The organism is bacterium, assembly GCA_036504735.1.
Classification (GTDB): Bacteria; Electryoneota; RPQS01; order RPQS01; family RPQS01; genus DASXUQ01.
Genome location: DASXUQ010000008.1, coordinates 17,858 through 41,559, shown reverse-complemented (window position 1 = coordinate 41,559; position 23,702 = coordinate 17,858). Strand labels below are relative to the sequence as shown.

Sequence of the window (23,702 nt, the reverse complement as noted above, 5' to 3'; positions counted from 1 at the left end):
TTGAACAGGGTTAGCGGCCTGCTTTGCCTTGACAATATGGAGGGGGATTCCTATATTGAGAGTTCATGCAAATTTCGATGAATAAACAAGTTGACACAAAATTCCCTGCCAAGGGCCGCTTTGGGGCACCGCATTGTCGGATGGCCTTGGGCGCGGTTGTGCTTGTTTTATTCCTCTTTGCGTCACTTCTGGCAGCCGACAAACCGTTGCCCCGCCCGACCGGATACGTCAACGACTTCGCTCAGGTCATAGACGAGGCATCCAAGAACCAGATCATGGCCATCTGCCAGGAGCTCGACCAGAAGACCGGCGCACAGATCGCGGTGGCGGCCTTTCCGGACCTCGGAGGTGATGAAATTGACGGATTTACGACCCGGCTGTTTGATCAGTGGATGCCCGGGCAGAAGGGTGTCAATAACGGAATTCTGATTGTCAACGCCATCACGGATCGCAAGGTGCGGATTGAAGTTGGCTATGGACTCGAACCGATTATTCCCGATGCCGTAGCCGGGCGGGTGCGCCGCGACATCATGAACCCTCTGTTGCAGGCAGGCAAGTACGGAGAGGCATACCTTGGCGCGGTAGCCGCGCTGGCCTCGATTATCGCCAAGGATAAGAACGTCACCCTTTCCTCCCTTTCCGGCGTTCAAGTACAGGTGCCCCAGACCAACGGCCAAGGCCGTCGGGGCCGGGGTTTACCCTTGCCGTTGTTGATTTTCTTTGGGATAATCTTCCTCATCGCCATCTCCCGCAAGAATCGCTACCGGGGCGGCGGCGGTCCGTTTATCGGAGGCCCGTTCATCGGAGGAGGCTTCGGTGGTGGAGGCTGGGGCGGCGGTGGTGGCGGAGGCGGCTTTGGAGGCTTCGGCGGCGGCATGTCCGGCGGAGGCGGCAGCAGCGGAGGCTACTGAAGAAAACGCTGAAATGTTGAAATACTGAAAGGCTGAAAGGCGGACACCCCGCCGAACGCAGCCAACCTCTTTCCTTTCAGATTTTCAGCCTTTCAGCCTTTCAGATTTTTCTTCAATCGGAGAGCACATATGGCAGACACCGATGTTTCCAAGAGGTTAGAGCAGATTACTGGCGAGGCGAAGGCGGCGCTGGGGGAGAATTTGCTCTCTCTGGTGCTCTATGGCTCTCATGCCCGGGGAGAAGCCCACGCCCGAAGTGACATCAATCTCTTCATGGTGGTCAAGGACAGCCACGCCACCTCGATCAAACCGCTCCTAAGTGTCGTCCCCGGCTGGCAAAAATTGGGGGCAACGGCCCCGGTAATCTTTGAATTTCCACAACTTCAGCGCAGTGCCGACACCTTTGCCCTCGAATTGGCGGAGATGGCGTGCACCCACAAGATCCTTTTGGGCGATGATCCGTTTAAGGGATACTCTCCGGATTGGAAGGAAGTGCGCAACGAGTTGGAGCATGAATCCCGGCAAAAGACCATCTATTTGAAGCGCCGCTGGATGGCTTCGGGCGGAAAGGATAAGGCCTACGAGGCCCTGATCTGCGAAACCGTGCCCGGCTATCTGGCGCTGCTGCGCGGCGCGGCCCTGCTGAACCGGCGGTCGGTTGATCCGCTGTCCCTCGATGAAGCCTTTGTGGAGCTGTCTCGACTGACCTGGTTTGCGCCGATGGTCTGGAAGAGATTACGCGGCATGGCCAAGCAGGGACAAAAAGTTGACCGCGCCGAACTGCTGCCCCTGATTCTCGAATACATCGAACAGGCCCGCTCTTTAGTCCGCTATTTTGACAGTCTGCCGGACGAATAAGAAGAAATGAAGGCGGAGGGATGCAACCGAAGAAACGGCCCTCGTCTTTCAACATTTCAGATTTTCAGTATTTCAGCATTTTCTTAAGGAGGCTCCCATGAGGGCTTTCGCGATCTTACTTTTGGTGATCGTCGGCTTTGCGCTGGTGATCGGCATGTGGGTTTACGGGACGTATAACAGCCTTGTCAATTTAGACGAGGAAGCGAATAAGGCCTATGCGCAGGTAGACGTGGTGTTGCAGCGGCGCTTTGATCTGATTCCCAACCTGGTGGAAACGGTCAAGGGATATGCGACCCATGAAAAAGACGTTCTGACACAGGTGACCGAGGCCCGTTCGCGCGTGGGCCAGGCCACGACTCCCGAGAGCCGGATTAATGCAGAAAACCAGCTCACCGGAGCGTTGTCCCGGTTGCTGGTCGTGGCGGAAGCCTATCCGCAGCTTAAGGCCAATCAGAATTTCCTGGCCTTACAGGATGAATTATCGGGTACGGAAAACCGCATCGCCGTGGAACGCCGCCGCTACAATGAAGTCGCCACCGAGTTCAACAAGCGCATCCGCCGTGTGCCGGGCAACATGGTCGCCGGAATCTTCGGTTTCCAGCGCCGCCCGCTGCTCGAAGCCCCCGCCGAAGCAAGGACGGCACCGAAGGTGAAATTCTAAGACAAGGATGAAGGCGGAAGGATGAAGGATGAATAAAGACATCCAGAGTCTGCGGGACCGTACACGCGGATTCGCGCACCGCATTATTCGTCTTTATATGGCTCTTCCCCAGAGCGATCCCGCTCACGTTTTGGGGAAACAGATATTGCGCTCGGGCACTTCGGTCGGCGCGCAGTACCGTGAAGCATGCCGGGCCAAATCAAACGCCGACTTCATCAGTAAATTAGAAGGAGCCTTGCAGGAACTGGATGAAACGGCTTACTGGTTGGAGCTGTTGTCCGACGTCAAACTCATCGAACCCGACAGACTAAAGCCCCTCATGGATGAAGCGGATCAACTGACCGCTATCATCGTGACCATGACCAAACGGGTCAAGCAGAAGGAGTCCGCGTGATCAGGATGAGTTCCTCTTCCCTTTATCCTTTATCCTTCATCCTTCATCCTTGCATCCGAGTACGCAAAGGTGTGCAGGTCCGCAGCCGATGGTGCGTAGCCGTCGGGGTCGGTGTCGATCAACCCGTTGACAAAAACACACATCTCGCTGTTCATCGGATTCAACATCATCAGTCGCAGCAGCGGTCCATCTTCCGGGGCGCGTTCTACAAGTGACAGCCACGCCGGGGACTTAGGTTCTTTTTGCATGATTCTCTTTCGGCTTTGCGTCGTATCTCTGTACCCCTATAAGGCAAAGCCGGTGCCACCGCAGGGGTAACCCCTGCACCCCAACGCAGTGCGTTGGATCACGGGGCCGCCTTCGGCGGGGGGACAGCGCGGAAGGCCGCGCGGTCCCTCTTTCTCCCCTTTCCCTATTTCATGGGGAAAGGTCCCGGACCTCGACGAAGGCGGGGGCCGGGGGATAGAGGTCTGCGGGCAAAATCTAAAGAGGATAAGAATCCGCCCTGCCCGTCCGGCTGTATCGATCACCGTTTGTCAAAACTCATACCCTGTGAAAATACCGGAACACAAGATCGAGGAAGTCCGTTCGGCGACCGACATTTTGACGGTGGTGCAGGGCTATGTTGCGCTGAAGAAGCGGGGTCAGAACTGGTTTGGGCTCTGTCCGTGGCACGCCGAGACCCAGGGCAGTTTCTCGGTGCACACGGGCAAACAGATTTTCCACTGCTTCAGTTGCGGGCGCGGCGGCAATGTGTTCAGCTTTCTGATGGAGATGGAGCGCGTCTCCTTCACCGAAGCGGTGAAGATGCTGGCCGAACGCGCGGGCATTGAACTGCCCGCCATGCGCGGCGGCAGCGATGAAGAGGAGTCGGAAAGCGAGCAACTGGTTAAGGCCAACGGGCTGGCGCGGGACTTCTTCTACAAGCAGCTCACCGATGGCCGCTCCGCCGGCGCCGAGGAAGCGCGCCGCTATCTGGAGTCCCGGGGCTACGGCAGCGCCGTGATCGAGCGCTATCTGCTGGGCTATGCGCCGGACTCCTGGGATGAATTCACCAAGTTCGCCAGATCAACCGGAATCCCAACGACGGTTTTCCTGCAGGCGGGTCTGCTCAAAGAGAAAGACGGACGGTACTACGACGCCTATCGACACCGCATCATCTTTCCCATCCGCAATCTGGCGGGCCGGGTGATTGCCTTCGGCGGACGGCGGCTGCGGGATGAGGCGGAGACCGCCAAGTACATCAATTCCCCGGAGAGCGCCGTCTACCGCAAGGGGCGGGAATTATTCGGACTGTGGGAAGCACGCAATGACATCCGCACGCGCGAAGAAGCGATGCTGGTGGAAGGCTATACCGACTGCCTGTCTCTGGTGATGGCCGGAGTCAGTACCGCGGTAGCTTCTCTGGGCACGGCCCTGACGGAGAATCAGGCGCGGCTGGTCAAGCGGTTTGCGCAGAACGTGTACATTTTGTACGACGGGGATAACGCGGGGCTGGGCGCAGCACGGCGGGCGATTGACGTGCTGCTGGCCGCGGGAACATCGCCGCGCGTCATTGTTCTTCCGCCGGAGGAAGATCCCGATTCCTATGTGCGCAAGCACGGCGGGGAAGCGGTGTGGAAGCTCAAGAATGAATCTGCCCTCTCTCCTGCCGAGTTCCAGCTTCTGCTGGCCAAGCACTCCGGACGCAACGCTTCCGAAGCCGCGCGGCGGCTGGTGGAGAGCGCCGCGCTGATCGAGAGCCCGGTAGAGCAGGATGTGTTTTTGCGGGAAGCCGCCGAGCAAACGGGCGTAAGCCTCGATGCCATGCGCCGCGAACTGGACAGATCGCGCGCGCCAATTCGCCAGGACAGCCAGCAGGTGACGCCCCCGCGCACCAACTGGCCGCCGCCGGGAATTCTCACCGACCTGGCCCGGACGCTCATCCGCCGGCCTGAACTGCGGCCCGTGGCCTTCGCCAACTGGGCCTCGCTGCGGATTGAAGATCCCACCATGCGCGAACTGTTCAAGGTGATGTATGAGGAATGGCGGCACGGGGATGGCCGCGAACCGGTGGCGCTGCTCGACGTGTTTGTCGAACCGCCGTTGCGCGATTTTGTCAGTGACTCGCTCTTCGAGTCCGGAGAATCCGAAGACGCCGACCGCGCCTTGGATGCGGACCGGCAGTTTGTGCTGGACAGCCTGCGCAACCTCGAAGCCGACCGTGTGCGCGAGGAGCTGGCGGATCTCAAACGCCGGTTGACCAAATCACCCGACGATATGGATCTGCTGACTCAGATGCAGAATTTGATGAAGAAGGAAAAAGAGTTGCGGCGCAAGCCGACGTAGATCAGGGGCAGGTTTCGGGGGCAGAAAACAACTTTGAGCCGAAAGGGGTGGCTTATGTTCCAGCGGTTAGTTGCTGTTGTTTTGCTTGTCAGCTTTGCATTTTTCGAGATCGGGTGCTACACGCTGAAGCCTTACAAGCCGCAAGACGTGAAGCCGGAGTGGGAGATCGCCTATGCGATCAAGACCGACAGTAGCGTCGTGCGCTTCGATGACGAGGATCCGGCGACCATTCAGGGGCGGATGGTGGTGGGCAGTATCCGCAATGACTTTTCCGAGCTGCGGCCGCGCCGCGTGCCCCTCGACTCCGTCTGCCTGCTGCGGGTGCGGCAGACCGATACCAGCACCCGGGCGCTGGTCATCGCCGGAGTGGGCGTGGGCATCGCCACGTTCTTTGTCATCTCGATTCTCAGCCAGCACCGCTCCAAGGGCAATGATACCGGCGGCGCGATGATGGGCGCGTCCGCGCGCTAAAATCCGGCATCAGACGCCGATGGTTTTCATCCGCTGCCTGCTGCGGAAGTAGATTCCCCAGAACGCCAGAGCCACAAGCGCACAAAGCACGGAGGCGGCGGGCGCATCGGCGAAGGTCCATTTGAAACCTTCCGGTCCGTACTGATAAGAGATGGTGGTCAGGCTGAAGAAGATCGCCAGACCCACATACCACGCGCGGCGGCGCAGCAGCCGCTTGGTTTTGCGCAGCGCGTCCATCTCCACGTCACGGCGCATGGCGGGCGGTGCGGCAGGTGTCAGGGTAGATTTGGATTCCCGCTTCACCAGCGCGGCGAACTCGGGATCTTGCTGCATGTAGTTTTCGATCAGTGCGCGCGAATCGCTGCTGACATCACCGGCCAGGTAGGCCGGCAGCAGGTCGAGAATCACGTCGCGGGAAACAGGGCTGTTCATCGGGGTTCCTCGGGTGTGCGCAGCCGGGCAAGTTTAAGCCGGGCGCGGTGAACTTTGACTTTGGCGGCGGCCACGGAAATTCCGCTTGCCGCAGCAATGTCTTCATAACTCATGCCATCCTGAGCCCGCATCAGCAGCACGGCGCGGTCAACGTCCGGCAGCGTACTTAGCACTTTGGCGACTGCATCCAGTTCGCTGCGGGTCTCTGCGGCTTGCGCCGGATCGGGCGTGGCGGATTCCATCTGTTCATCTAATGCCACCTGCCGTGCCTGACGTTTGCGCCCTTGCAGATACAGATGGCGGGCAATGGTCAGCAGGTAGGCTTTAACTGTCTGTGTTTGCAGATGATCGGAGGCGGTCCAGGCGCGCACAAAGGTCTCGGCCGCAATGTCCTCGGCTTCGGCGACATCCCCGCACAGCCAGTAGGCAAAGCGGTAGACATCCTGCGCATGGCGCTGATAAAGGTCGTGAAAGCTGATCATATTGGGTTCCGGACATAATATAACCGAAACCGTTAAAAGTTACATCAGGATAAGATTCATGCGACCCGATTTACATGGAACGACTATTCTGGCGCTCCGCCGCAACGGCAAGGCCGCGATTGCCGGTGATGGCCAGCTTACGCTCGAAGATATTATCATTAAAGGCGGCGGCAAGAAAGTGCGCAAGCTGTTCGACGGCAAAGTGCTGGTGGGCTATGCGGGCGCGGCGGCGGATGCCCTCGCGTTGCTCGAACTGTTCGAAAGCAAGCTCAAGCAGTACAACGGCGACCTGACCCGCTCGGTGATCGAAGTCGCCAAGGAATGGCGGATGGATCGCAACCTGCGCAAGCTTGAAGCCGACATGGTGGTGATCGACAACGACAAGATGTTCATGCTCTCCGGCCTGGGCGAGGTTGTGGAGCCCGACGATGAAGTGATGGCCTTAGGCTCGGGCGGTCCCTATGCCCTTGCCGCGGCCCGCGCCCTGATGAAGTTCACCGATAAGTCCGCGCGCGAGATCGCGCAGGAATCCCTGCAGATCGCGTCCGAAATTTGTATCTACACCAACTCCAATATCACTGTTGAAGAACTCGATTAACGAAACCTCTCCCGAACTGTCCAGCGAGGTTTTACTGATGAATCCTCCGATTGCATCCCCGATCAAACAACTGACTCCCGCCGACATCGTCCGGGAGCTGGACAAGTATATTATCGGCCAGACCGGCGCCAAGCGCGCCGTGGCCATCGCCCTGCGCAACCGCTGGCGCCGCCAGCAGGTGGAGGGTGAACTCCGCCAGGAAATCTATCCCAACAATATTATTCTGATCGGCCCCACCGGCGTGGGCAAGACCGAACTGGCGCGCCGCCTGGCCAACCTCGCGGGTGCGCCGTTCATCAAGGTGGAAGCCTCCAAGTACACGGAGGTCGGCTATGTGGGCCGCGACGTCGAGTCGATGATCCGCGATCTGATGGACACGGCGGTGGCCAAGGTCAAGGCCGAGCAGCGCGAAGCCCTGCAGATTCTGATCGAGCACTCGGTACAGGAGAGATTGCTGGACCTGATGCTGCCTGCGCCCCGCTCGCGGCGTCGCCGTGGAGAAGACAATGAAGCGGGCCGGCGCACACGCCGGGCCGAGCAGGACCGCCGCCGCCGGCAGCGTGAAAAGATGCGCGTCGAGCTGATGGCCGGTCTTCTGGATGCCGAAACCGTCGAACTGGAAGTCCCCGAAGACCAGATGCCGCTGATGCAGATCTTCTCCTCGCAAGGGATCGAAGAGATGGGCTTCAGTCTGCCGGACTTGATGGGCGGCGACGGCGGACGGCGGATGCGGCGGCGGAAAGTCACCGTAGCCGAGGCGCGTGATTACATCACCGAAGAGGAACTGGAGCGGCAGATTGACATGGACCGCGTGATCCGCGAAGCCGTGCGCCGCACAGAGACCGCGGGCATCGTGTTCCTCGATGAGATCGACAAGATCGCCGCGCCCTCCGAAAGCGACGGCGGCCCCGACGTGAGCCGCAGCGGCGTGCAGCGCGATATTCTGCCCGTAGTGGAAGGCACCACCGTGACCACCAAATACGGCCTGGTCAATACCGATCACATCCTGTTTATCGCCGCCGGAGCCTTTACCGTGGCGCGACCCTCGGATCTGATCCCCGAATTGCAGGGCCGCTTTCCGATCCGTGTGGAGTTGGAAAAGCTCGGGGCGGAGGAATTTCTGCGCATCCTGACCGAACCGAAGAATGCGCTGGTCAAGCAATATACGGCCCTTCTGGCTACGGAAGGAATCATCCTGACTTTCACGCGGGATGCCCTGCGGGAAATCGCCAACATTGCCCACAAAGTCAACCAGCGCACGGAAGACATCGGTGCGCGCCGGTTGCATACCCTGATGACCACGCTGCTCGATGACATTCTGTTCGACGCACCGCAGGTAAAGAGCGCCAAGATTTCGATCACCAAGGAACGCGTCATCAAGATGCTCGCCGACATCGCCGAGGACGAGGACCTCTCGCGGTTCATCCTCTAAGATAAGACTAAGGGATAAGGGCCGAAGAAAGAGGCTGAAACCACACCGCACCTACTTATCCCTTATCCCTTATCCCTTAGCCCTTAGCCCTTCCCTCTTCCGGCCCAAGCTTTGCGATAATGAGTATCGGCACCGACGCCACCAGGTTTTAAGATATTGATTTTACACGGTAGTCAGTGTCGTTACTCATGGTCACGTCCCCCAATTACGCAAAGTCTGCATACTTCTCCAATTTCTTTGCACTCACCCATGCAATCTACGCCAGCCCTCAACATACAAGGAGTAGCTCCATGAGACAAGCATCTTGGTTTTTACTTTTGGGCGTAATTCTGTTGCCGCTGTTGGCCTTTGCCGCAGAAGCTCCGGAAAAGATCCTGAGTACCCAAATTCTCGCCGCATCCTCCCATCAAACGGTGGTGGCGGCGGACTTTGATCAGGCCGCCCTCCACACTCGGTTGTCCAGTATGGACATGGGTGACCGTCCCTCGGATGGCTTGGGGACGATCCTCGCCATTGCCGGACATGGACGTCCCGTAGCCCACGTTCAGGATTATGAACTGGGTGACGCGATTCAGACGACGATGAGCCTTGCCGCGCAGGACATCGCCTCCTCTCCCGAAGAATTGGTAATGCTCAGCGAGCCCGCTGCATTCCATGACCTCCGCATTGTGACTCTGAACTACCGCGCTCTCATGCGTGACGCCTCCGGCACGATCCGCACGGTTCGCCGCATTCGCGCTGACGTCGAGACCACCACCGGCGCCGGTCCCAATGAGATCAACGATCCGATGACCATGTCCTCGGCCTTCTATCCGCTCTACCGCCAGTTGGTCGCCAACCTCGACGATCTGTATCCGGAAGTCGCCCAGCGCACTCCCGGCCGTTTTCTGGTCGTGGCCGCGCAGTCGCGTCTGGACAGTATGGCCAACCTGACCTACTGGCAGCAGTGGATGGATCTGAAGAAGCGCAAAGGCTACCAGTTGCAGATTGTCGGCCTCACCAACCGCAGCACGGACAATGTTCGCAGCGCGATCCAGGCTGCCTATAATGATCATAGCATGCGCGACCTCGAGTATGTCATGATCATCGGCGACACGCTGGAGATGGCCACTTTCAAGCTGGACAATCCAGAAGTCGGCAACGAGAGTTCGGTGGGAGACAATGGCTATTACCGCCTAAATGGCACGGATCCTCTTCCGGATGTGCTCGGCGGACGCGTGTCGGGACGGTTCGGCGCGCAGTACGCCGCCTATTTTGCCAAGGTGGTGAGCTATGAGACCAACCCCTACATCGATAACACGCACTGGTTCCAATCCATGACATGCGTCGCGGGCAATTTCGCCACCGACGGCACCTATCCCGTTACCCCGGTGTGGAACGTGAATTGGGCGCGCGACCGCATGATGCGCGACAATTTTATCACCAACGCCGACACCTTCTATTACCATAACAGCATCGACGATCCCCACCAGTACACTGTCCCCATCCGTCAGGATATCGACTCGGGAGTGTGCGCGGTAATCTATCGCGGCTGGGCGGGATCTCAGGCCTGGCAATATCCGATCTTCGGAAACAATGATGCCAGCCAGCTCAACAACTACCGCCGCACCCCGGCGATCTTTGCCATCGTGTGCGGCAGCGGCAACTTCGGCTTCGACGCCGGCTCCTGCCTCGGTGAAATGTTCACCACCGGCTGCGGCTCGGTCACCCAGCCCAAGGGCGGCATCATCTACATCGGCGCTTCGGACCTCCATACCAACACCCGCCACAACAACGCGATTCTTGCGGGCATTGTGGAAGGCATCATGATGGGCGGCATCCGCAGCGCAGGCGCGCTGTTAGTCGCAGGAAAGATGGAAGGCTGGCGGCAGTTCCCCATGGAGCGTAATAATGGCAACGGCCAGGAGCACGCCTCGGGTTACTATTATATTATGCACGTGTTTAATTTGCTGGGTGATCCGGAAACGCAGCTTTACATCGGTCTCCCCGGTACGATGGCGGTCACCAATCCCAGCAACCTGACCATCGGCCAGACGCTGGTGCCGATTACCGTCACCTCCGGCGGCAACCCGGTGGGTAATGCCATGGTCACCTTGCGGGTGGCGGGCAGTGATGAGGTGCAGTCGGCGCGCACCGATGGCGGTGGCCATGCCAATCTGCCGGCCAACTTCTCCGCCGCGGGGACGGCGCAACTCACCGTCTGGAAGAGTGCCAACTTCATGCAGCGGATTGATATTCCCATTGGTGCAACAGCCTTCGACCCCAAGGTCACCGGCATCACCTGGTCCGATGGCGGCGACAACCGTCCTAATCCCGGCGAGACCATCAACTACACTCTGTCCGTTCAGAATGTGGGCACGTCTCCTGCCACGCTGACGGCGACGGTCACCTCCCTCGATTCGCGCATCACCGTTACCTCGGGCAGCGGCACAGTGTCGACGCTGCAACCCAATGAGTCGGGAACCAGTACGTCGCTGGCCATTGCCCTGTCCGGCGAGCTGTTTAACGGCGAACATCCGCACCTGAGTGTTGTGCTGCAGGACGGCTCGAACAGTGTGACCCGTGAAATCGAAGTGCCGATCGCCGCACCGCAGATGGTTATCACCTCGCTGCGCGTGGCCGATGGCGGCAATGGAATCCTTGAGGCCGGCGAAAGCAATATTCCGGTGTACATCACGGCCACCAATGTCGGCGGTCAGGCCGCGGCCAACATGACGGTCACGGTCAGCTCCTGGGACAACGCCATCTCCTTCCCCAACGGCACGGCCAACTGGACCACGCTGAATGTGGGTGACACTCTGGAGAGCGGCACCGCCTTCAACGCGACGGTTCCTTCGGGCGTCACCCCGGGCCGTCAAATCACGCTGCGTTTTGAATTCCGCCAGAACGGCGTGATTTGCGCGCAGGCTTTCTATCTGCTGCCCACAGGCGTGGTTACGACGCACGCCCCCACGGGTCCGGATGCTTACGGCTACTACGCCTACGAAGATATCGACAACGGCTTCGGCGCTACCCCAACCTACAACTGGGTGGAACTGGATCCGGCACGCGGCGGCAGTGGTGCGGTAGCCCATCAGGTGCGGGATGATACGTACTTCACGATGCCCCTGCCCGCCCCCTTCACGTACTACGGCCAAGCCTATGACAGCGTCTGGGTTTGCTCCAACGGCTGGTTCAGCTTCCAGCAGGGGCCGCGTCTCCCCGAGTTCCGCAATTGGGAACTGCCATCGCCGATCGGCTCGCCGTCACTGGTTGCTCCGCTGTGGACCGATCTGACGGGCGATCGCACCATGCCCAATAACGACACGCTGCATTACATCTGGACGCGGTACGATACCAACCCGAACCGCTTCATCATCCAGTGGCGGACGTTCCTGCGTGCCGGGCTTTCCGGCGGCCATCCTGACAACGACTCCTGTACCTTCGAAGCGATTCTGGAGTATCCCAGCTCCGGTGACGGCAGCATTCTCCTCCAGTATGCCTCGGTGTTCTTCGACAACGCGGGCAATGATGGCAACAACTACGCGACCGTGGGCTGGGAAGATTCCTACCATGAACGCGGCATGACGCTCACCTTTGCCAACGTCTTCCCTGCGTCCGTCGACACGATGCGGCCGGGACGCGCCATCCGCATCACGACTCAGGCACCGGACAACTTCAACGCCGCCGATCCGGTCGTCAAACCTCTGCCGAAGCAGTTTGCCCTGCACGAGGCCTACCCCAATCCGTTCAACCCGACGACGGAACTGCAGTTTGATCTGCCCCGCGCCGGGAATGCGACGCTGCGGGTGTATGACATGCTCGGCCGCGATGTGGCCACACTGGTGGACGGTCACCGCGCTGCGGGAACCTACACGGTCTCCTTTAACGCGACCAATCTGCCATCTGGCCTCTACTTTGCCCGCCTGACCGCCGGCTCGAACACGCAGGTGCGCAAGCTGATGCTGATTAAGTAAGCTGCTGAATCTCATAAGCAGAGATAGAAAAGGCGACCTTTCGGTCGCCTTTTCTATCTCTGTGGTTTTCCGATGATCGAGGATTCTTCCTGGAAATTTCCGATGAACTGATTTTCTTGTTGACTCATTGGTCATAAGAATGTATAATTCATGTGCGGTATAGAGCGCCATATAGGGTAAGTATGATGGGAGTGCTCGTATCGCGACAGACACAGTTCTGCAAACACTTTTAACCGATGGAGGCACTCATGAAACGGTTCGGTATTCTGGTTTTGTTGTGTTTATCGGTTGTTTCCTCCGGACTGGCCCAGCGGCGACCGGGAACGCTCTGGTCCCACACCCTGACAGCAGAGTACACTCAATTCTCGGATGTGGCACGAGCCGCCGACGGCGGCTTCGTCTTCGCGGGCTACATCGGCGGCGACTTCCCGACGAACACGGATCGCTATCTCTACAAGACGGACGCCTCCGGCACGTTGGTATGGGAACAAGACAGTAACGATCCGGCGAACGTGGCCTCCGCGACCGGAATCACTCCAACGTCGGACGGCGGGTTCATCCTCTCCTGTAGCGATCCTTTTGAAGGCTGGAAAGTGGACGAGGACGGTGTTCAGGAGTGGTTCACGGAATATCACAGCAGCGATCCGGGAATGGCCGCCGGAGGGTCGGCTTGGGATGTGGCCGTCGCGGACGACGGCTACCTGTTTGTCGGGCAAACTCACAACACCGGCAACACGAACTTTCCCTACATCGTCAAGACGGGTTTCAACGGCACCAAGCTGTGGGACCGGCATTTAGGCATCGCACTCGGTAGCACCATCGCCCGGGCAATCAAACCCACGAGTGACGGCGCGTTCATCATCACAGGCGATACGCATAATGGCACTACCGGCGTCTTCCTGTGCAAAATGCAGGCGGACAGCCATATCGTATGGACGACCAGCCTGATCTCGCCGGACACGACCCGTGAGGTTGCCGATGTGGTGCAGACTCCCGACGGGGGCTATGTGGTGACCGGCTCTGCGTACATTGGCACACAGTCGATGCGGTTCTTCGTGGTGCGCTTCAATGCGAGCGGTGCCCGCGTGTGGGAACGTTGGAACGGTGACTCCGATCACTGGAGCTACGGGTCAACGGTTCTCTACTCGCAGCTCGGCAACATCGTGGTGGGAGGATTCAGCACCGACGACATCGGCGAAAGCAGGCAGAGCGTGATCCTGTGCTATGACCTGAGCGGCAACCTGCAATGGACCTTTGCCCCTTTGCCTTCAAGCCAGGAGAACACACTCTCCAGCATGGTGGAGACCGCCGACAATCAACTCATTCTCGCCTGCACGGCGAGCGGCTATCCGTGGTACGGACTCACGGTCTCTGTCCTGAACGGCCTCGACACACCCCATGTGGTCATCACCCGTTTCGGCCAGAACAACTACGTGACCGTCTCCTGGGATCAGCCGGCATACGTGGATCATTGGGATATCGGCATCTCGCCCATGGGAGAGAGCGATCCCTGGGCCTACCCGACTGGCGGGCTCAACACACCGGAGTTCGTGGATGACAACCTGCCGTCAAATCCCCGTATGTACTATGTGGTGAAAGCGTACTGCAGCTACACCGACCCGCCCGCCACGTCGGCCTGGTCCGACACCGTCGGGTACGTGGCGCTCACCTGCACCGGCGGCGCTCAAACAGTCACCACCTGTTTCGGCTTGCCCTTTGACTTCTGGCAAACCGTGAACGGCGTTCCGCAATGGGGCACCGTCAGCTATGCCCCCTCCGACATCATCCGCGATCAGTCCGCCTGCGGCACCCCCAGCACAGCCGACCGAATCTCCGCCCAGAGCGGTGGAGCCGGCGGATGGCGGAATTCCGCCTCGTCCTGCTCGTGGACCGGTCCTTTGGAAACCGATCCCGGTATGCGCCCGGGTTACGCCTATTACTACGCCAACAGGTCGGGCGCCGACCGTGTCATCGTCCTCGCCGGGAAAGTGAACAACTCGGGCTACTACGCCACGCGGAACATCCTCGCTCCCCCGGAGCAAGGCGGGGAGACGTGGATCCCGGTTTCGTGGCGGGATTCGCAGGACCGGGCAATTAATCTCCTCAATCTCGCGACGGATGGCTTCACCGGCGCTACCGCATTCCTCCAGTCTGATCGTGTGGTTGCTCAATCCGGCGGTAATATTGCATGGAGGTATCTGCCGTGCACACCAAGCCGCAACACCGCGGAATGCGGCTGGGCCGGCTCTCTCGAGCATATCACACCGGGAGCCGCCTACTGGATCACCAACAAGCATGTCGGTCACACCTGGACCTACACCTATCGAGGCAACTGAGCCCTCCCTGTTTCGAAAATGTGCAGACGAGAAGAGGCGCGTGGATACGCGCCTCTTCTTATATCTCAGATAAGACAACCTTCTTTACCCCTGCGCCGTCCAGATCTCCAGAATCTTCTGCGGCAGTTCCTCTTTGGCTCTTTGGAATTCGCGGGTGGACGATGAACGCCACACACCCGCCGACGCGCCGATGTGGCCGTCACCGATGTTCAGGTCACGCACGATCTCGCCCATATCCTTTTTGTGGGCGCTCTGCTGCATAGATAAGGCGAGCGACAGCGACACCGAGAGATCCTGCGTCTTCTGTCCGCTGCGGAATACCGGTTTCATCTCCACATAGCCCTTGGCTTCGGGGTGCACCAGACCGATCAGCTTCTTGTCGATCCGCGCCGGATTCATAAAGCCCGTCGTGTCCACCAGAAACAGTTCGCCCGCCTCGCCCAGAACCCGTCCGTACTTGCGGATGGTATCCAGCATCATCTCTTCTTCGGCGGCGTAGCGTTTGGCGCGAGTGATGACGGTCGAGTCGGCGGCGATTTCGGAGAGCGACAGATCGCGCATCATGAACACTACGTCGCGCTGAAAAGTCTCCTGCTCTTTGCGGCTGGCCGAGGACGCCTTCAGGGCGCGGTCAATGCGGTTGGCGGGAGTGTCGGCGCGCCACGCGTCCAGATCCGGATAGGAGAAGCTGTCGATGATATCGCCTTCGCGCGCCAGCTCGGCGTAATCCTCGGGAAGATCGCCTTCGGCCAGCAGATAGTCATAGACCACGCGCACACAGGAGGGAGCCGGAGCAAACCGCCCGGGAATGGTGGCCGGATCGATGCCGCGCAGACTCAGCTCGGCAAGGTTGCCCGTGTGATGGTCGAACCACATGCCGCACTCGACAGGATACGGCAGATCACTGACGATGTCGTCCTTCGTGATGGAAATCTCCGCCTTGGAAATCGTGATCGGTCCGGCAAAGCGGATATCCTCGATATCAAAGGCCCAGGAGAGCAGCGCCGCGCTGCCCAGCCCGTCAAAATCGTAATGGGTGACAATCGAACTATAGTCCGGCATAGGTCCTTTAGAAAGTATCCGGTTTCAGCTTAGCGCAAACCGCCGGAAATGCGGTTGCGTTCGATCTTCACGTCGCGCAGCATGGGCGATTTCAACCCGAGACGGAAGAAATAGCCGGGACGATATCCCAGCGGGTACCACTGGAAGGCCATCTCCCAGCAGTGCAGATCACGGGTGACGAAGATCCCGACGTTGTTTACCTGCTTGTGCTGCAGGTCATAGCTGTAGTCCATGCTCATGTCCCACAGGGGCGTCAGGCTGTAGCTGGCCCGCGCGCCGAAGCCGGACGTCCGCGAACGGAACACGTAATCATGGCTCTCATGCACGTTGAGGGTCAGCGTCAGCGGCATCTGATACAACTCGGCAGGTCCCTTCGGAGCCTTCTCCTTATCCGACTCCTGCTCTTTGCCACCGGGCGGCGGAGGCGGAGGTGGAAATGCCGATTGCGAAAAGTCCGTAGTGTTCGCGTTGCCGAAGGGAATCACCAGGGAATCGGGAACAGCCGCCGTATCCTTTTTGGCGCTCTTGCCGAAGCTGAACAGCCCTCCCAGATCGTCCGCGCGGATCGTCGCCGCAAGGTTGATGTTGGCGCTGGTCAGATTCAGCGGCGCATACCATTTGGCTCCGGGGCGGTCCCAGAAGAAGCGGTTGACGGGCGTGGACCCGACCATCTGATACAGGGAATGCTGCGTGGAAAGATCCATCGACACCGCCTGCAACGGTCCGGCCACTTTGCCGGGAATCGTCGTGCGGAAGGTCATTCCCAGATTATCCCATTTCAAAGTGTCCCGTTTGAAATCCACTCCCGTGCCCAGGCTCCAGCTCAAGAGATCGAACTTGGTTTCCTTGCCGCCCATGGTGGAGTCACCCATTTTCATCTGGAACAGGTTGTCCAGCCCGAAGTTCATTCGCTCGGAAAGTCCCGCCGGAGAACCGCCCGCGCCCGAAATATTCTCCGAGGCCGGGAAGCGGTCGTAACGCAGCTTGCGGCCATCGGGCAGCGAGACCGTCTTGAAATAGCCCCACTGGCGGTCTGCGAAATCAGGATGCCAGGTGAAACCCACCGTCGGGGTGAGCACGTGGCGGAAGCTGGCGGCCAGTCCGAAGGGCCGCTGCAACATACCGTAGAGCTTGGTCGTGGCCGACGTTCCCAGATCGAAACTGCTGCGCTGGAAGAGCCCGTACTCATCGTCACGCACAAAGATTTTGCCCTGTGGAATGTAACGCACCGCCCGGCGGGTGGTCAGAGCGCGCAAACTGAGGCGCGGCGTCAGATTCAGATAGCGCAGAATCTTCGCCTGGGCCGCAATGCTTCCGGAGTGTACCGCGCCGTCGTGCTGAAAGACCTGCGTCGTGTCCGTGCCGAACAGCGCCGAATCCGCTCCCTGCAGACCATTCAGCCCCACCAGTCCCGGCTGGATGCCGGTTTGCCGGCGCAGATGCGGCATGGAAAGTTCGTCGCGCAGCGTGACACCATAATTCCAGGAAAACGCGCGGTACCACGGGGGATTGAGTTCCTTTGGCGCTACGGCGCCGCGGATGTTGCGCGGAGCTTTGGGTGCCGGAAAAATCAGGCCGTTGCGGTGGGTAAAGCTGATGCCCGGCAGCACCGCACTCCACGTGCCCAGATTCAGAAACTGGGTGTACCCGGCATTGGCGCTGAGGGACCACGGCCAGTATTCCCAGGAGCGGCTCAGAGTGGCATTGGATTCGAGACGCTGATTCAGAAAATCCTGCTGATTGCCAATGGCCCGCTGATAGGCGCGGCTGGAGGCATAGCTGCCGGCAATCGTCAGGCGGGTATACTGATTGAGAATCTGATTATGGCGTGCGCGGATGGAATAGTCGCGGCGGCGGACCGATCCGGGCTGCTGCGCGGTGTTGAAATCGCCGTCGATTTCCCCATCCAGTGAATAGCGTTTGGCGTAGCGGTAGGAGCCGCGTCCCAGCAGGCCTTCGATCTCATAGTAGTCCACGCTGCCCTGCGCGTCCATATAATCGGACATCGCCCAGTAGTAGCCGATGTTCTTCAGAAACCGTCCTTCCGAGGAGGATTCGCCGAAGGTCGGCACCAGAATGCCCGAGGACCGGCCATGCTGCTGCGGGAAAATGCCGAACGGCACCGCCATGATCGGCACATCGCCGAAATAGAGCACCACGGGCCGCGCGATTACGCGTTTGCCCACCATCACTTTCAGTTCCTTGGCCCAGAAGTGGTAGTGCGGCGGATCGGCGTTGCAGGTGGTGAAATCACCCTTGTTGACGGTGATCACATTGTCCGGCAGCCGGTTGAATTGTTTGCCCGAATAGTAGCCTTGCTCATATTCGGTGGTTCCGCCCCGCACCCGGCCAACCTTGGTCTTCATGTTGTAGGCAATCTCGTCACCGAAGAATTCTTCGGCGGCCTGCGCAAAGTGCGGGCGGCCCACCATCTTGATGGTGTCGATTTCGGTCTCGCTGCTGTCGGTCCACGTCGTATCGGAAACGCCCACCGCGGTGAGCACCTGCTTGTCCCAATCGACGTCGATCCGGCCCGCTTCGAGCTTCATGTCCTTGTAGGTGACCACGGCGTTGCCACGCAGCGTCGTGAGCCGCCGGCCCACGGCGAAATCAATCTCGTTGGCTGAATAGTTCACCAGCGTATCCACGCCCTCTTCTCGCCGGGGGCGTGTGGTATCGGCTCGTACAGAGTCCGTCCGCAGGGAATCCAGCACGACTCGCCGCATAGTATCCACCGGAGCCACGCGAGCCTCCTGCCCGAAGGCGGAGGCCGCAAGAAGAACTGCCAGTATGATGTATGAAAAGCGCACGAATTTCAAGTTAGGGCCATCGTGGGTCCACCCGTTTCCCAGTTGCTGATCATCCTGCTTCCTGTGCACCCACTCTCGCTTATCATTCTGAATGCGTGAAGGATCTCGGATCCGCCTTCATCCCTCATCCTTCCGCCTTCATCCTTTCTTCATGCGTCGGCGAGTGTCACTGTGAACACCTTATCGGAGGTTTCGTTGGGCACAAGGTGCAGATCCCATAAGAAGAGCAGCGCGACGGACTGGAAGATCCGCTCGAAGCCGCCCTCGGACAGCGAGATGCTCTCGATCGGCGCGCGCCACAGCCGCACCGGCTGATCGAATTCGAAGCGTGCGGTGACACCTTCGTGCTCATCGGCCAGCAGAATATCACGCGCGGCGGGGTACTCCGCCGTCTCATCAAGGAACCGTCCGATGACGCCCAATTCCGGCAGACTGAAGCTATGCTTGGAGGAATGAGGCCCTTGCAGCGCAAGATTCCACTCCACACCGAAGGGGCTGTGCAGATCGAAGGTCGCAAGGTTGCGGATGCGATAGTGCACCCGCAGCACGGGCCGTCCCGGAACAATCCGCAGCGTCTTGGCCAGCTCGATGGCCGTGCCGCCGACATTGCCCCGCCGCCGCAGCGTGAGGCCGTCGGTGAACAGTTCGGTCAGTTCATACGGTTCGCGCAGGAAATTGCCGTAGTCCGCCATAGTGCCGTCGCGGAATTCCGCGACGCTGGAGTTCCAGCCGGGGAAATGATCCAGCAGCGCCGTGCGCGGCCAGTTGTCATAGTGCAGGACTTTTTCGAGACCGGGCTCCTTGGAGAGCACCAGATCATGGATCGAGGCATGTTCGCCGGAGGCATTGGCCGCCGGTTCCGCCGCGCCGCGCACCAGTTTGGCGTGGTAGGCCTCTTCATGGCGCGTCAGCGTATTCAGCAGATTGTAGCCGCGCGGACGGTAATCCCACTCGAAGAGCATTCCGCCGCGCTTGGGGGCGACGTACGCGTTCATGTAGGAATTTTCCATCAGCAGTTCCGTCGCGCCGTCGGCGTCGAAATCCGTCTTCTCGATGTCTACCCACTTGCGGCCGCGATGGGACACATTGTCCATGCCGTATTCGGCGGCCAGAAGCTGCTTCCACACCGCGTGGCGCAGGTGCGGCAGGTACAGGCCGCCGAAGACGCCGTGCCAGTAGGGACAGTTGCACTGCCCGCGCAGCAGCGGGGTGTACAGATCGGTGCGGCGCTTGCGCGGCGAGAGATCGTGGTACTTGCGGCTGGTGCGCAGCATCTTCTTGTGGAGGATGTTGACCTCTTCGTAGCGGGAGAGAAATCCGCGCCAGAAGCCGCCTTTCATAAAGGGCCGCAGATCCTCCCAGTCGGGACGGACCTTGAACTCGTCGACATACTCGGCAAAGCGGCGGCTGGTTTGCGGCGGCAGCGCCCATTCGCTCATTTCGAAATAGGAGCCCGTGGGCAGATAGGTGCGGCCCAAGGGGGCAATCTTGTCGCGCGCCTGCCCGAGGGTCAGCAGTTCCACTTCGTCCGCATTCTGCTCCAGCATTTCGAAGAAGCGGTGCAGCCAGCGTTTTTCGTAGACCCATTCGTAGGTATGGGGCCAGAGGCCGAACTTCTCGCCGTCATCGGCCATTACAAACAGCGGCTGTTCTTTGCCGGTCGCATACTGCCGCATATAGTCGAGCGAAGCCTGAGGCTCTTCAAAGGGGATCGTGTAGCGCAGCCGCTTGTGGATGGGGAACATCGCCACGGGTCCCTGCCCGGCTTCGGTCAGGTAATAGCCTGACAGATCCTTCAGGCGGTGGCCCGCCGACAAGAAGTGCTCGTCGTCAATCGGCAGATATTCCACGCCGGCTTTGGCCAGCAGCCCGGCGAGGCTCGGCTCCCACACGCGCTCGGCCAGCCATGCACCGCGCACGGCGATTCCGAAACGCTTCTTGATATACTGACGCATGCGCGCAATCTGCTCGAGAGCGTCCTCGCGCGGCAGTACGGAGAGAATCGGCTCATAAAACGCGCCGCCCAGCAGTTCTACCTGGTCGCGCGCAAGCAACTTGCCCACTAAATCGAAATATCCGGATTGATGTTTTTCCAGCCACTCCCAGAGGCAGCCGGAGACATGCAGGGAAAATTTGATATGCGGATGTTCGAGGACCGTCTCGATAAACGGCTTATAGCTCTGCCGGAAAGCCTGCTCAAAGACCGGATCGAAGTTACCAACCGGCTGGTGATTATGAATTCCCAGCGAGAAGAAGATCTTGGACACAGAGTACCTTGTAGTTTGGTTCAGTTAAGGGTTAAGTTGCTGTCGGCAGCAGTACAGTCCGCCAAAGTGGAAACAAATCAAAAAACAAAAATGTAAAGATCAAGCCGGATGAGGAGCCTTCTTCTCTTCATCCTTCATCCTTCATCCTTCATCCTTCATCCCTCCGCCCTCCGCCCTCCGCCCTCATCCCTATTTCAAAAGCATCACCTTTGCCGTGTGCACCCGCGCGCCGGTTTCCATGCGCACAAAGTAGATTCCCGAAGACAGCCCGGCGCCATCCAGCGGCACCTTATGTTCTCCGGCATCGAACCGTCCGTCGGCCAGGGTTCGCACCTGCCGGCCCAGCACATCGAAGACCACCAGTTTCACCATCCCTTCCCGTGCCACGGAAAACGTAATCGTCGCCGCCGGATTGAAGGGATTGGGATACACCTGCGAAAGTTCCGTCCGCAAAGGCAGGGGCGTCGTCTGCGGTTGCGCGCCGTTGGGCACCAGAACAAAGGTGGACGTCGTGGTGTCCGTGCTCACAAAACCGCGTCCGTTGGCTTCATAATAGAAGACCGACAGCACACGGCAGTCCGTTAAAGCAAGATTGGGGAAGTGGCCGCTGATTTCCGAGACATCATGCCCCACAGCCAGCACCGCTTCCCGTCCATTATTTGCCAGCAGAATCAGACTGTCCGTGGTCGCGCACTGGTCCTCTTGAATAGCCCCCTCGGCCATGGCCAGCGTGAAAGCCGCGCCGCCAAACTGCGTACCGCGAATGTCTCCCGTGGAGTCATCGGCAAAATGCACCAGATGCGGGCTGCCCGCGTCCGCATTGGATGGTCCTGATTGTCCGCCGCCCGTTGCGCGCACAAAATAGTCCTGCGGCTCGGGCGATCCAACCTGCATCACATAAGACCGCACATTGCCGGCAATCCGCGTGACCAGCATGCTGTCCGTTGCGCGGCAAATCTGAAATCCGCTGTTCCCCACGCCGTCATGTTCCCACGTGAAGGCCACGTGCGCGCATAAACTGTCATCCGAAGCGCGGAAATTCGTCGGCGCGGAAAGCTCCTGAGCCTGCCAGCAGGCCTGATCCTGACAGGTCCAGTCCGTCGACAGGATATCCGTCTGCTGCGTGCCGGGCGCGAGGCTGTACATTCGGGTCAGCCAGCAACAGCCGCCATCATTGATCCGGACATAGCAGGGACGCGGGACAAAAACAGAATCCACTCCCAGCGGCGTTTCCGCGGTGAAATATCCCGCAGGAAAGCCGTTCGCCGTGCTGTTGATCACCCAGTTGCCCAGGATCACATCCGCCGAATCGGGGCCGTTCGTATTGTTGTCACAAACGAGATAGACGCCGACGCCGTCCGCGTAAGGAGTTCCCCGGTTGCATGAGCACTGTAGCGGCGGATTCTGGTCCGTCCACGGATAATTGAAGGAGACATTCGCCGGCTGCGCCAGCGCGCCGGAGGCCGCAAGGAGCAATGCCGCAAACAACGTGTACCGCATCAACATACCACCTCCGCCGCAGGTTTCCAAAAGCCAAAAAACCAAAATCAGAAAATCAATCCAGTCAACGAGAGGCCTTCATCCTTCATCCTTCATCCTTCCTTGAGATCCACAGCGCCGCCGCGCCGTGCACTCCGGCAAAGTAGCCCAGCTTGCTGAGCAGGATTTTCAGATGGGCAGTGTGAGTCTTCAGGGCACGCTCCCGGAGCCGCTGCTCGAACTCCTCAATCAGGAACGTTGCCCCCGCCAGTGTGCCGCCGCCGAGGATAATCGCTTCGGGATTCAGAATGTGCAGCCACGTGGCCGCGGCTTCCGCCAGATAGCCGGCGATTTCCGTATGCACCTGCCGCGCGCGCACGTCTCCTGCCGCCGCCATTTCGGTTATCCGCCGTGGCGTCGGCACCTCGCCGGTCGGAAAAAGCCGCAGCACAATGTCGTCGAAGCCGCGTCGCCCGATATACCCTTCAAGGCAGCCTTCCACTCCCAGCACCGACGGTCCGTGCGGCGCAATAATCGTAAACCCCAGTTCCGCCGCGCCGCCGTGTGCGCCGCGATACAGCTTGCCATCGGTAAAGATTGCGCCGCCCACCCCCGTACCCACCGCCACCGCTACAAAGTGCCGCAGCCCCACCGCCGCTCCCCAGCGGTGTTCGCCGACACCGAACAGATCCACATCATTGCCCATCACACAGGGCAGCCGCAGCGCGTCTTCCAGAGCCTGCCGCAGCGGTACATTGTTCCACGTGGGAAAATTCGGCGCGCGCACCACGCGCTCGCCCTCAAGGTCCACCACCCCCGGCGCCGCCAGCCCCGCGCCCGCAGGATGCACTCCCGGATGCCGCCCCATCAATTGCCGCACCGTACTTGCCAGCACCGCCACCACGTCGTCTACCTCCCGCCGCGGCGGCGTTGTGCCGATGGCATGATCCACCAGCGCACCTTCCGGCGTGACCAGACCCACCTTAATGTTGGTCCCTCCCAGATCGAGTCCGAGAATCAAAGGTTCTGACATGATGGAAAGTGCTATCTCACTAAATGAGCAAAGATGCGCGAGACACCCGCCGCCATAAAGAAAAACATCGGAAAACATCGTAGGGGCGGGTTAAGCAGAAGAATGTTGCCAGACGGTAGATGCCTCACGCGCAACCCGCCCGTTATGATCCCGGCAATAGGCAAGACGGGAGGGTTGCGGAAGACCTTAACC

The 23,702-nt window shown here is 59.6% G+C and carries 18 protein-coding genes; 10 read left to right on the top strand and 8 right to left on the bottom strand.

Translation table 11 applies throughout. The features are described 5' to 3' along the window. The first annotated feature begins 158 nt into the window (after positions 1–158). From VGL38_06245 to VGL38_06230, 4 genes are all read left to right on the top strand, one after another. Positions 159–911, top strand: coding sequence for a TPM domain-containing protein (locus VGL38_06245; protein HEY3295017.1), 753 nt, complete (start codon positions 159–161; stop codon positions 909–911). A gap of 129 nt (positions 912–1,040) precedes the next feature. Continuing rightward, positions 1,041–1,769 carry a nucleotidyltransferase domain-containing protein gene (locus tag VGL38_06240; GenBank protein ID HEY3295016.1) on the top strand — a complete coding sequence of 243 codons (729 nt, stop codon included), beginning with the start codon at positions 1,041–1,043 and terminating at the stop codon, positions 1,767–1,769. A gap of 97 nt (positions 1,770–1,866) precedes the next feature. Beyond that, complete coding sequence (locus tag VGL38_06235) at positions 1,867–2,430, top strand: LemA family protein (protein HEY3295015.1); 564 nt, start codon at positions 1,867–1,869, stop codon at positions 2,428–2,430. A 28-nt stretch (positions 2,431–2,458) separates the two neighbouring features. Next, a complete protein-coding gene (locus VGL38_06230) occupies positions 2,459–2,824 on the top strand; it encodes a four helix bundle protein (protein ID HEY3295014.1) in 366 nt (121 codons plus the stop codon). Between the two features lie 29 nt (positions 2,825–2,853). On the opposite strand, the gene VGL38_06225 is transcribed toward VGL38_06230, so the two are convergent. Then, entirely contained in the window at positions 2,854–3,072 is a 219-nt protein-coding gene (locus VGL38_06225) for a hypothetical protein (GenBank protein HEY3295013.1), read from the bottom strand. Between the two features lie 304 nt (positions 3,073–3,376). On the opposite strand from VGL38_06225, the gene dnaG reads away from it, so the two are divergent. Next, the gene (gene dnaG / locus VGL38_06220) at positions 3,377–5,152 is read left to right on the top strand and encodes a DNA primase (protein ID HEY3295012.1); all 1,776 of its coding nucleotides are present in this window, start codon (positions 3,377–3,379) and stop codon (positions 5,150–5,152) included. Positions 5,153–5,206: 54 nt separating this feature from the next. Continuing rightward, a complete protein-coding gene (locus VGL38_06215; protein ID HEY3295011.1) occupies positions 5,207–5,623 on the top strand; it encodes a hypothetical protein in 417 nt (138 codons plus the stop codon). Positions 5,624–5,632: 9 nt separating this feature from the next. Here the strand turns inward: VGL38_06215 and VGL38_06210 are convergent, their stop codons facing one another. Further along, on the bottom strand, positions 5,633–6,055 hold the full coding sequence (locus VGL38_06210; GenBank protein HEY3295010.1) for a hypothetical protein: 423 nt from the start codon (positions 6,053–6,055) through the stop codon (positions 5,633–5,635). After that, positions 6,052–6,537, bottom strand: a complete 486-nt coding sequence (locus VGL38_06205) for an RNA polymerase sigma factor (protein ID HEY3295009.1) — start codon at positions 6,535–6,537, stop codon at positions 6,052–6,054. The genes VGL38_06210 and VGL38_06205 overlap by 4 nt, the downstream gene beginning before the upstream one ends. Before the next feature lie 58 nt (positions 6,538–6,595). Here VGL38_06205 and hslV point away from each other — a divergent pair, with 58 nt between their 5' ends. The 4 genes from hslV (at position 6,596) to VGL38_06185 (ending at position 14,859) form a co-directional block, all read left to right on the top strand. Then, positions 6,596–7,135, top strand: a complete 540-nt coding sequence (hslV, locus tag VGL38_06200) for an ATP-dependent protease subunit HslV (GenBank protein ID HEY3295008.1) — start codon at positions 6,596–6,598, stop codon at positions 7,133–7,135. Between the two features lie 37 nt (positions 7,136–7,172). Then, complete coding sequence (hslU, locus tag VGL38_06195) at positions 7,173–8,567, top strand: ATP-dependent protease ATPase subunit HslU (GenBank protein HEY3295007.1); 1,395 nt, start codon at positions 7,173–7,175, stop codon at positions 8,565–8,567. Positions 8,568–8,857: 290 nt separating this feature from the next. Further along, a complete protein-coding gene (locus VGL38_06190; GenBank protein ID HEY3295006.1) occupies positions 8,858–12,523 on the top strand; it encodes a C25 family cysteine peptidase in 3,666 nt (1,221 codons plus the stop codon). Between the two features lie 248 nt (positions 12,524–12,771). Continuing rightward, the gene (locus VGL38_06185; protein ID HEY3295005.1) at positions 12,772–14,859 is read left to right on the top strand and encodes a hypothetical protein; all 2,088 of its coding nucleotides are present in this window, start codon (positions 12,772–12,774) and stop codon (positions 14,857–14,859) included. Between the two features lie 84 nt (positions 14,860–14,943). On the opposite strand, the gene VGL38_06180 is transcribed toward VGL38_06185, so the two are convergent. The 5 genes from VGL38_06180 to VGL38_06160 form a co-directional block, all read right to left on the bottom strand. Beyond that, a complete protein-coding gene (locus VGL38_06180) occupies positions 14,944–15,921 on the bottom strand; it encodes a hypothetical protein (GenBank protein HEY3295004.1) in 978 nt (325 codons plus the stop codon). A 29-nt stretch (positions 15,922–15,950) separates the two neighbouring features. Further along, positions 15,951–18,665, bottom strand: a complete 2,715-nt coding sequence (locus VGL38_06175; GenBank protein ID HEY3295003.1) for a putative LPS assembly protein LptD — start codon at positions 18,663–18,665, stop codon at positions 15,951–15,953. A 215-nt stretch (positions 18,666–18,880) separates the two neighbouring features. Beyond that, positions 18,881–20,998: an alpha-amylase/4-alpha-glucanotransferase domain-containing protein gene (locus VGL38_06170; protein HEY3295002.1), complete on the bottom strand. Its 2,118-nt coding sequence runs from the start codon at positions 20,996–20,998 to the stop codon at positions 18,881–18,883. Positions 20,999–21,187: 189 nt separating this feature from the next. Next, complete coding sequence (locus tag VGL38_06165) at positions 21,188–22,504, bottom strand: T9SS type A sorting domain-containing protein (GenBank protein HEY3295001.1); 1,317 nt, start codon at positions 22,502–22,504, stop codon at positions 21,188–21,190. Between the two features lie 79 nt (positions 22,505–22,583). After that, the gene (locus tag VGL38_06160; GenBank protein HEY3295000.1) at positions 22,584–23,510 is read right to left on the bottom strand and encodes an ROK family protein; all 927 of its coding nucleotides are present in this window, start codon (positions 23,508–23,510) and stop codon (positions 22,584–22,586) included. Positions 23,511–23,702 lie beyond the last annotated feature (192 nt).

Bases quoted from the DNA above. Each gene is read 5' to 3' on its own strand.
- hslU (HEY3295007.1), top strand. From the start codon at position 7,173: ATGAATCCTCCGATTGCATCCCCGATCAAACAACTGACTCCCGCCGAC.
- VGL38_06225 (HEY3295013.1), bottom strand. From the start codon at position 3,072: ATGCAAAAAGAACCTAAGTCCCCGGCGTGGCTGTCACTTGTAGAACGC.
- VGL38_06240 (HEY3295016.1), top strand. From the start codon at position 1,041: ATGGCAGACACCGATGTTTCCAAGAGGTTAGAGCAGATTACTGGCGAG.
- VGL38_06215 (HEY3295011.1), top strand. From the start codon at position 5,207: ATGTTCCAGCGGTTAGTTGCTGTTGTTTTGCTTGTCAGCTTTGCATTT.
- VGL38_06230 (HEY3295014.1), top strand. From the start codon at position 2,459: ATGAATAAAGACATCCAGAGTCTGCGGGACCGTACACGCGGATTCGCG.
- VGL38_06165 (HEY3295001.1), bottom strand. From the start codon at position 22,504: ATGTTGATGCGGTACACGTTGTTTGCGGCATTGCTCCTTGCGGCCTCC.
- VGL38_06205 (HEY3295009.1), bottom strand. From the start codon at position 6,537: ATGATCAGCTTTCACGACCTTTATCAGCGCCATGCGCAGGATGTCTAC.
- VGL38_06210 (HEY3295010.1), bottom strand. From the start codon at position 6,055: ATGAACAGCCCTGTTTCCCGCGACGTGATTCTCGACCTGCTGCCGGCC.
- VGL38_06190 (HEY3295006.1), top strand. From the start codon at position 8,858: ATGAGACAAGCATCTTGGTTTTTACTTTTGGGCGTAATTCTGTTGCCG.
- VGL38_06180 (HEY3295004.1), bottom strand. From the start codon at position 15,921: ATGCCGGACTATAGTTCGATTGTCACCCATTACGATTTTGACGGGCTG.
- VGL38_06185 (HEY3295005.1), top strand. From the start codon at position 12,772: ATGAAACGGTTCGGTATTCTGGTTTTGTTGTGTTTATCGGTTGTTTCC.
- VGL38_06160 (HEY3295000.1), bottom strand. From the start codon at position 23,510: ATGTCAGAACCTTTGATTCTCGGACTCGATCTGGGAGGGACCAACATT.
- hslV (HEY3295008.1), top strand. From the start codon at position 6,596: ATGCGACCCGATTTACATGGAACGACTATTCTGGCGCTCCGCCGCAAC.
- VGL38_06235 (HEY3295015.1), top strand. From the start codon at position 1,867: ATGAGGGCTTTCGCGATCTTACTTTTGGTGATCGTCGGCTTTGCGCTG.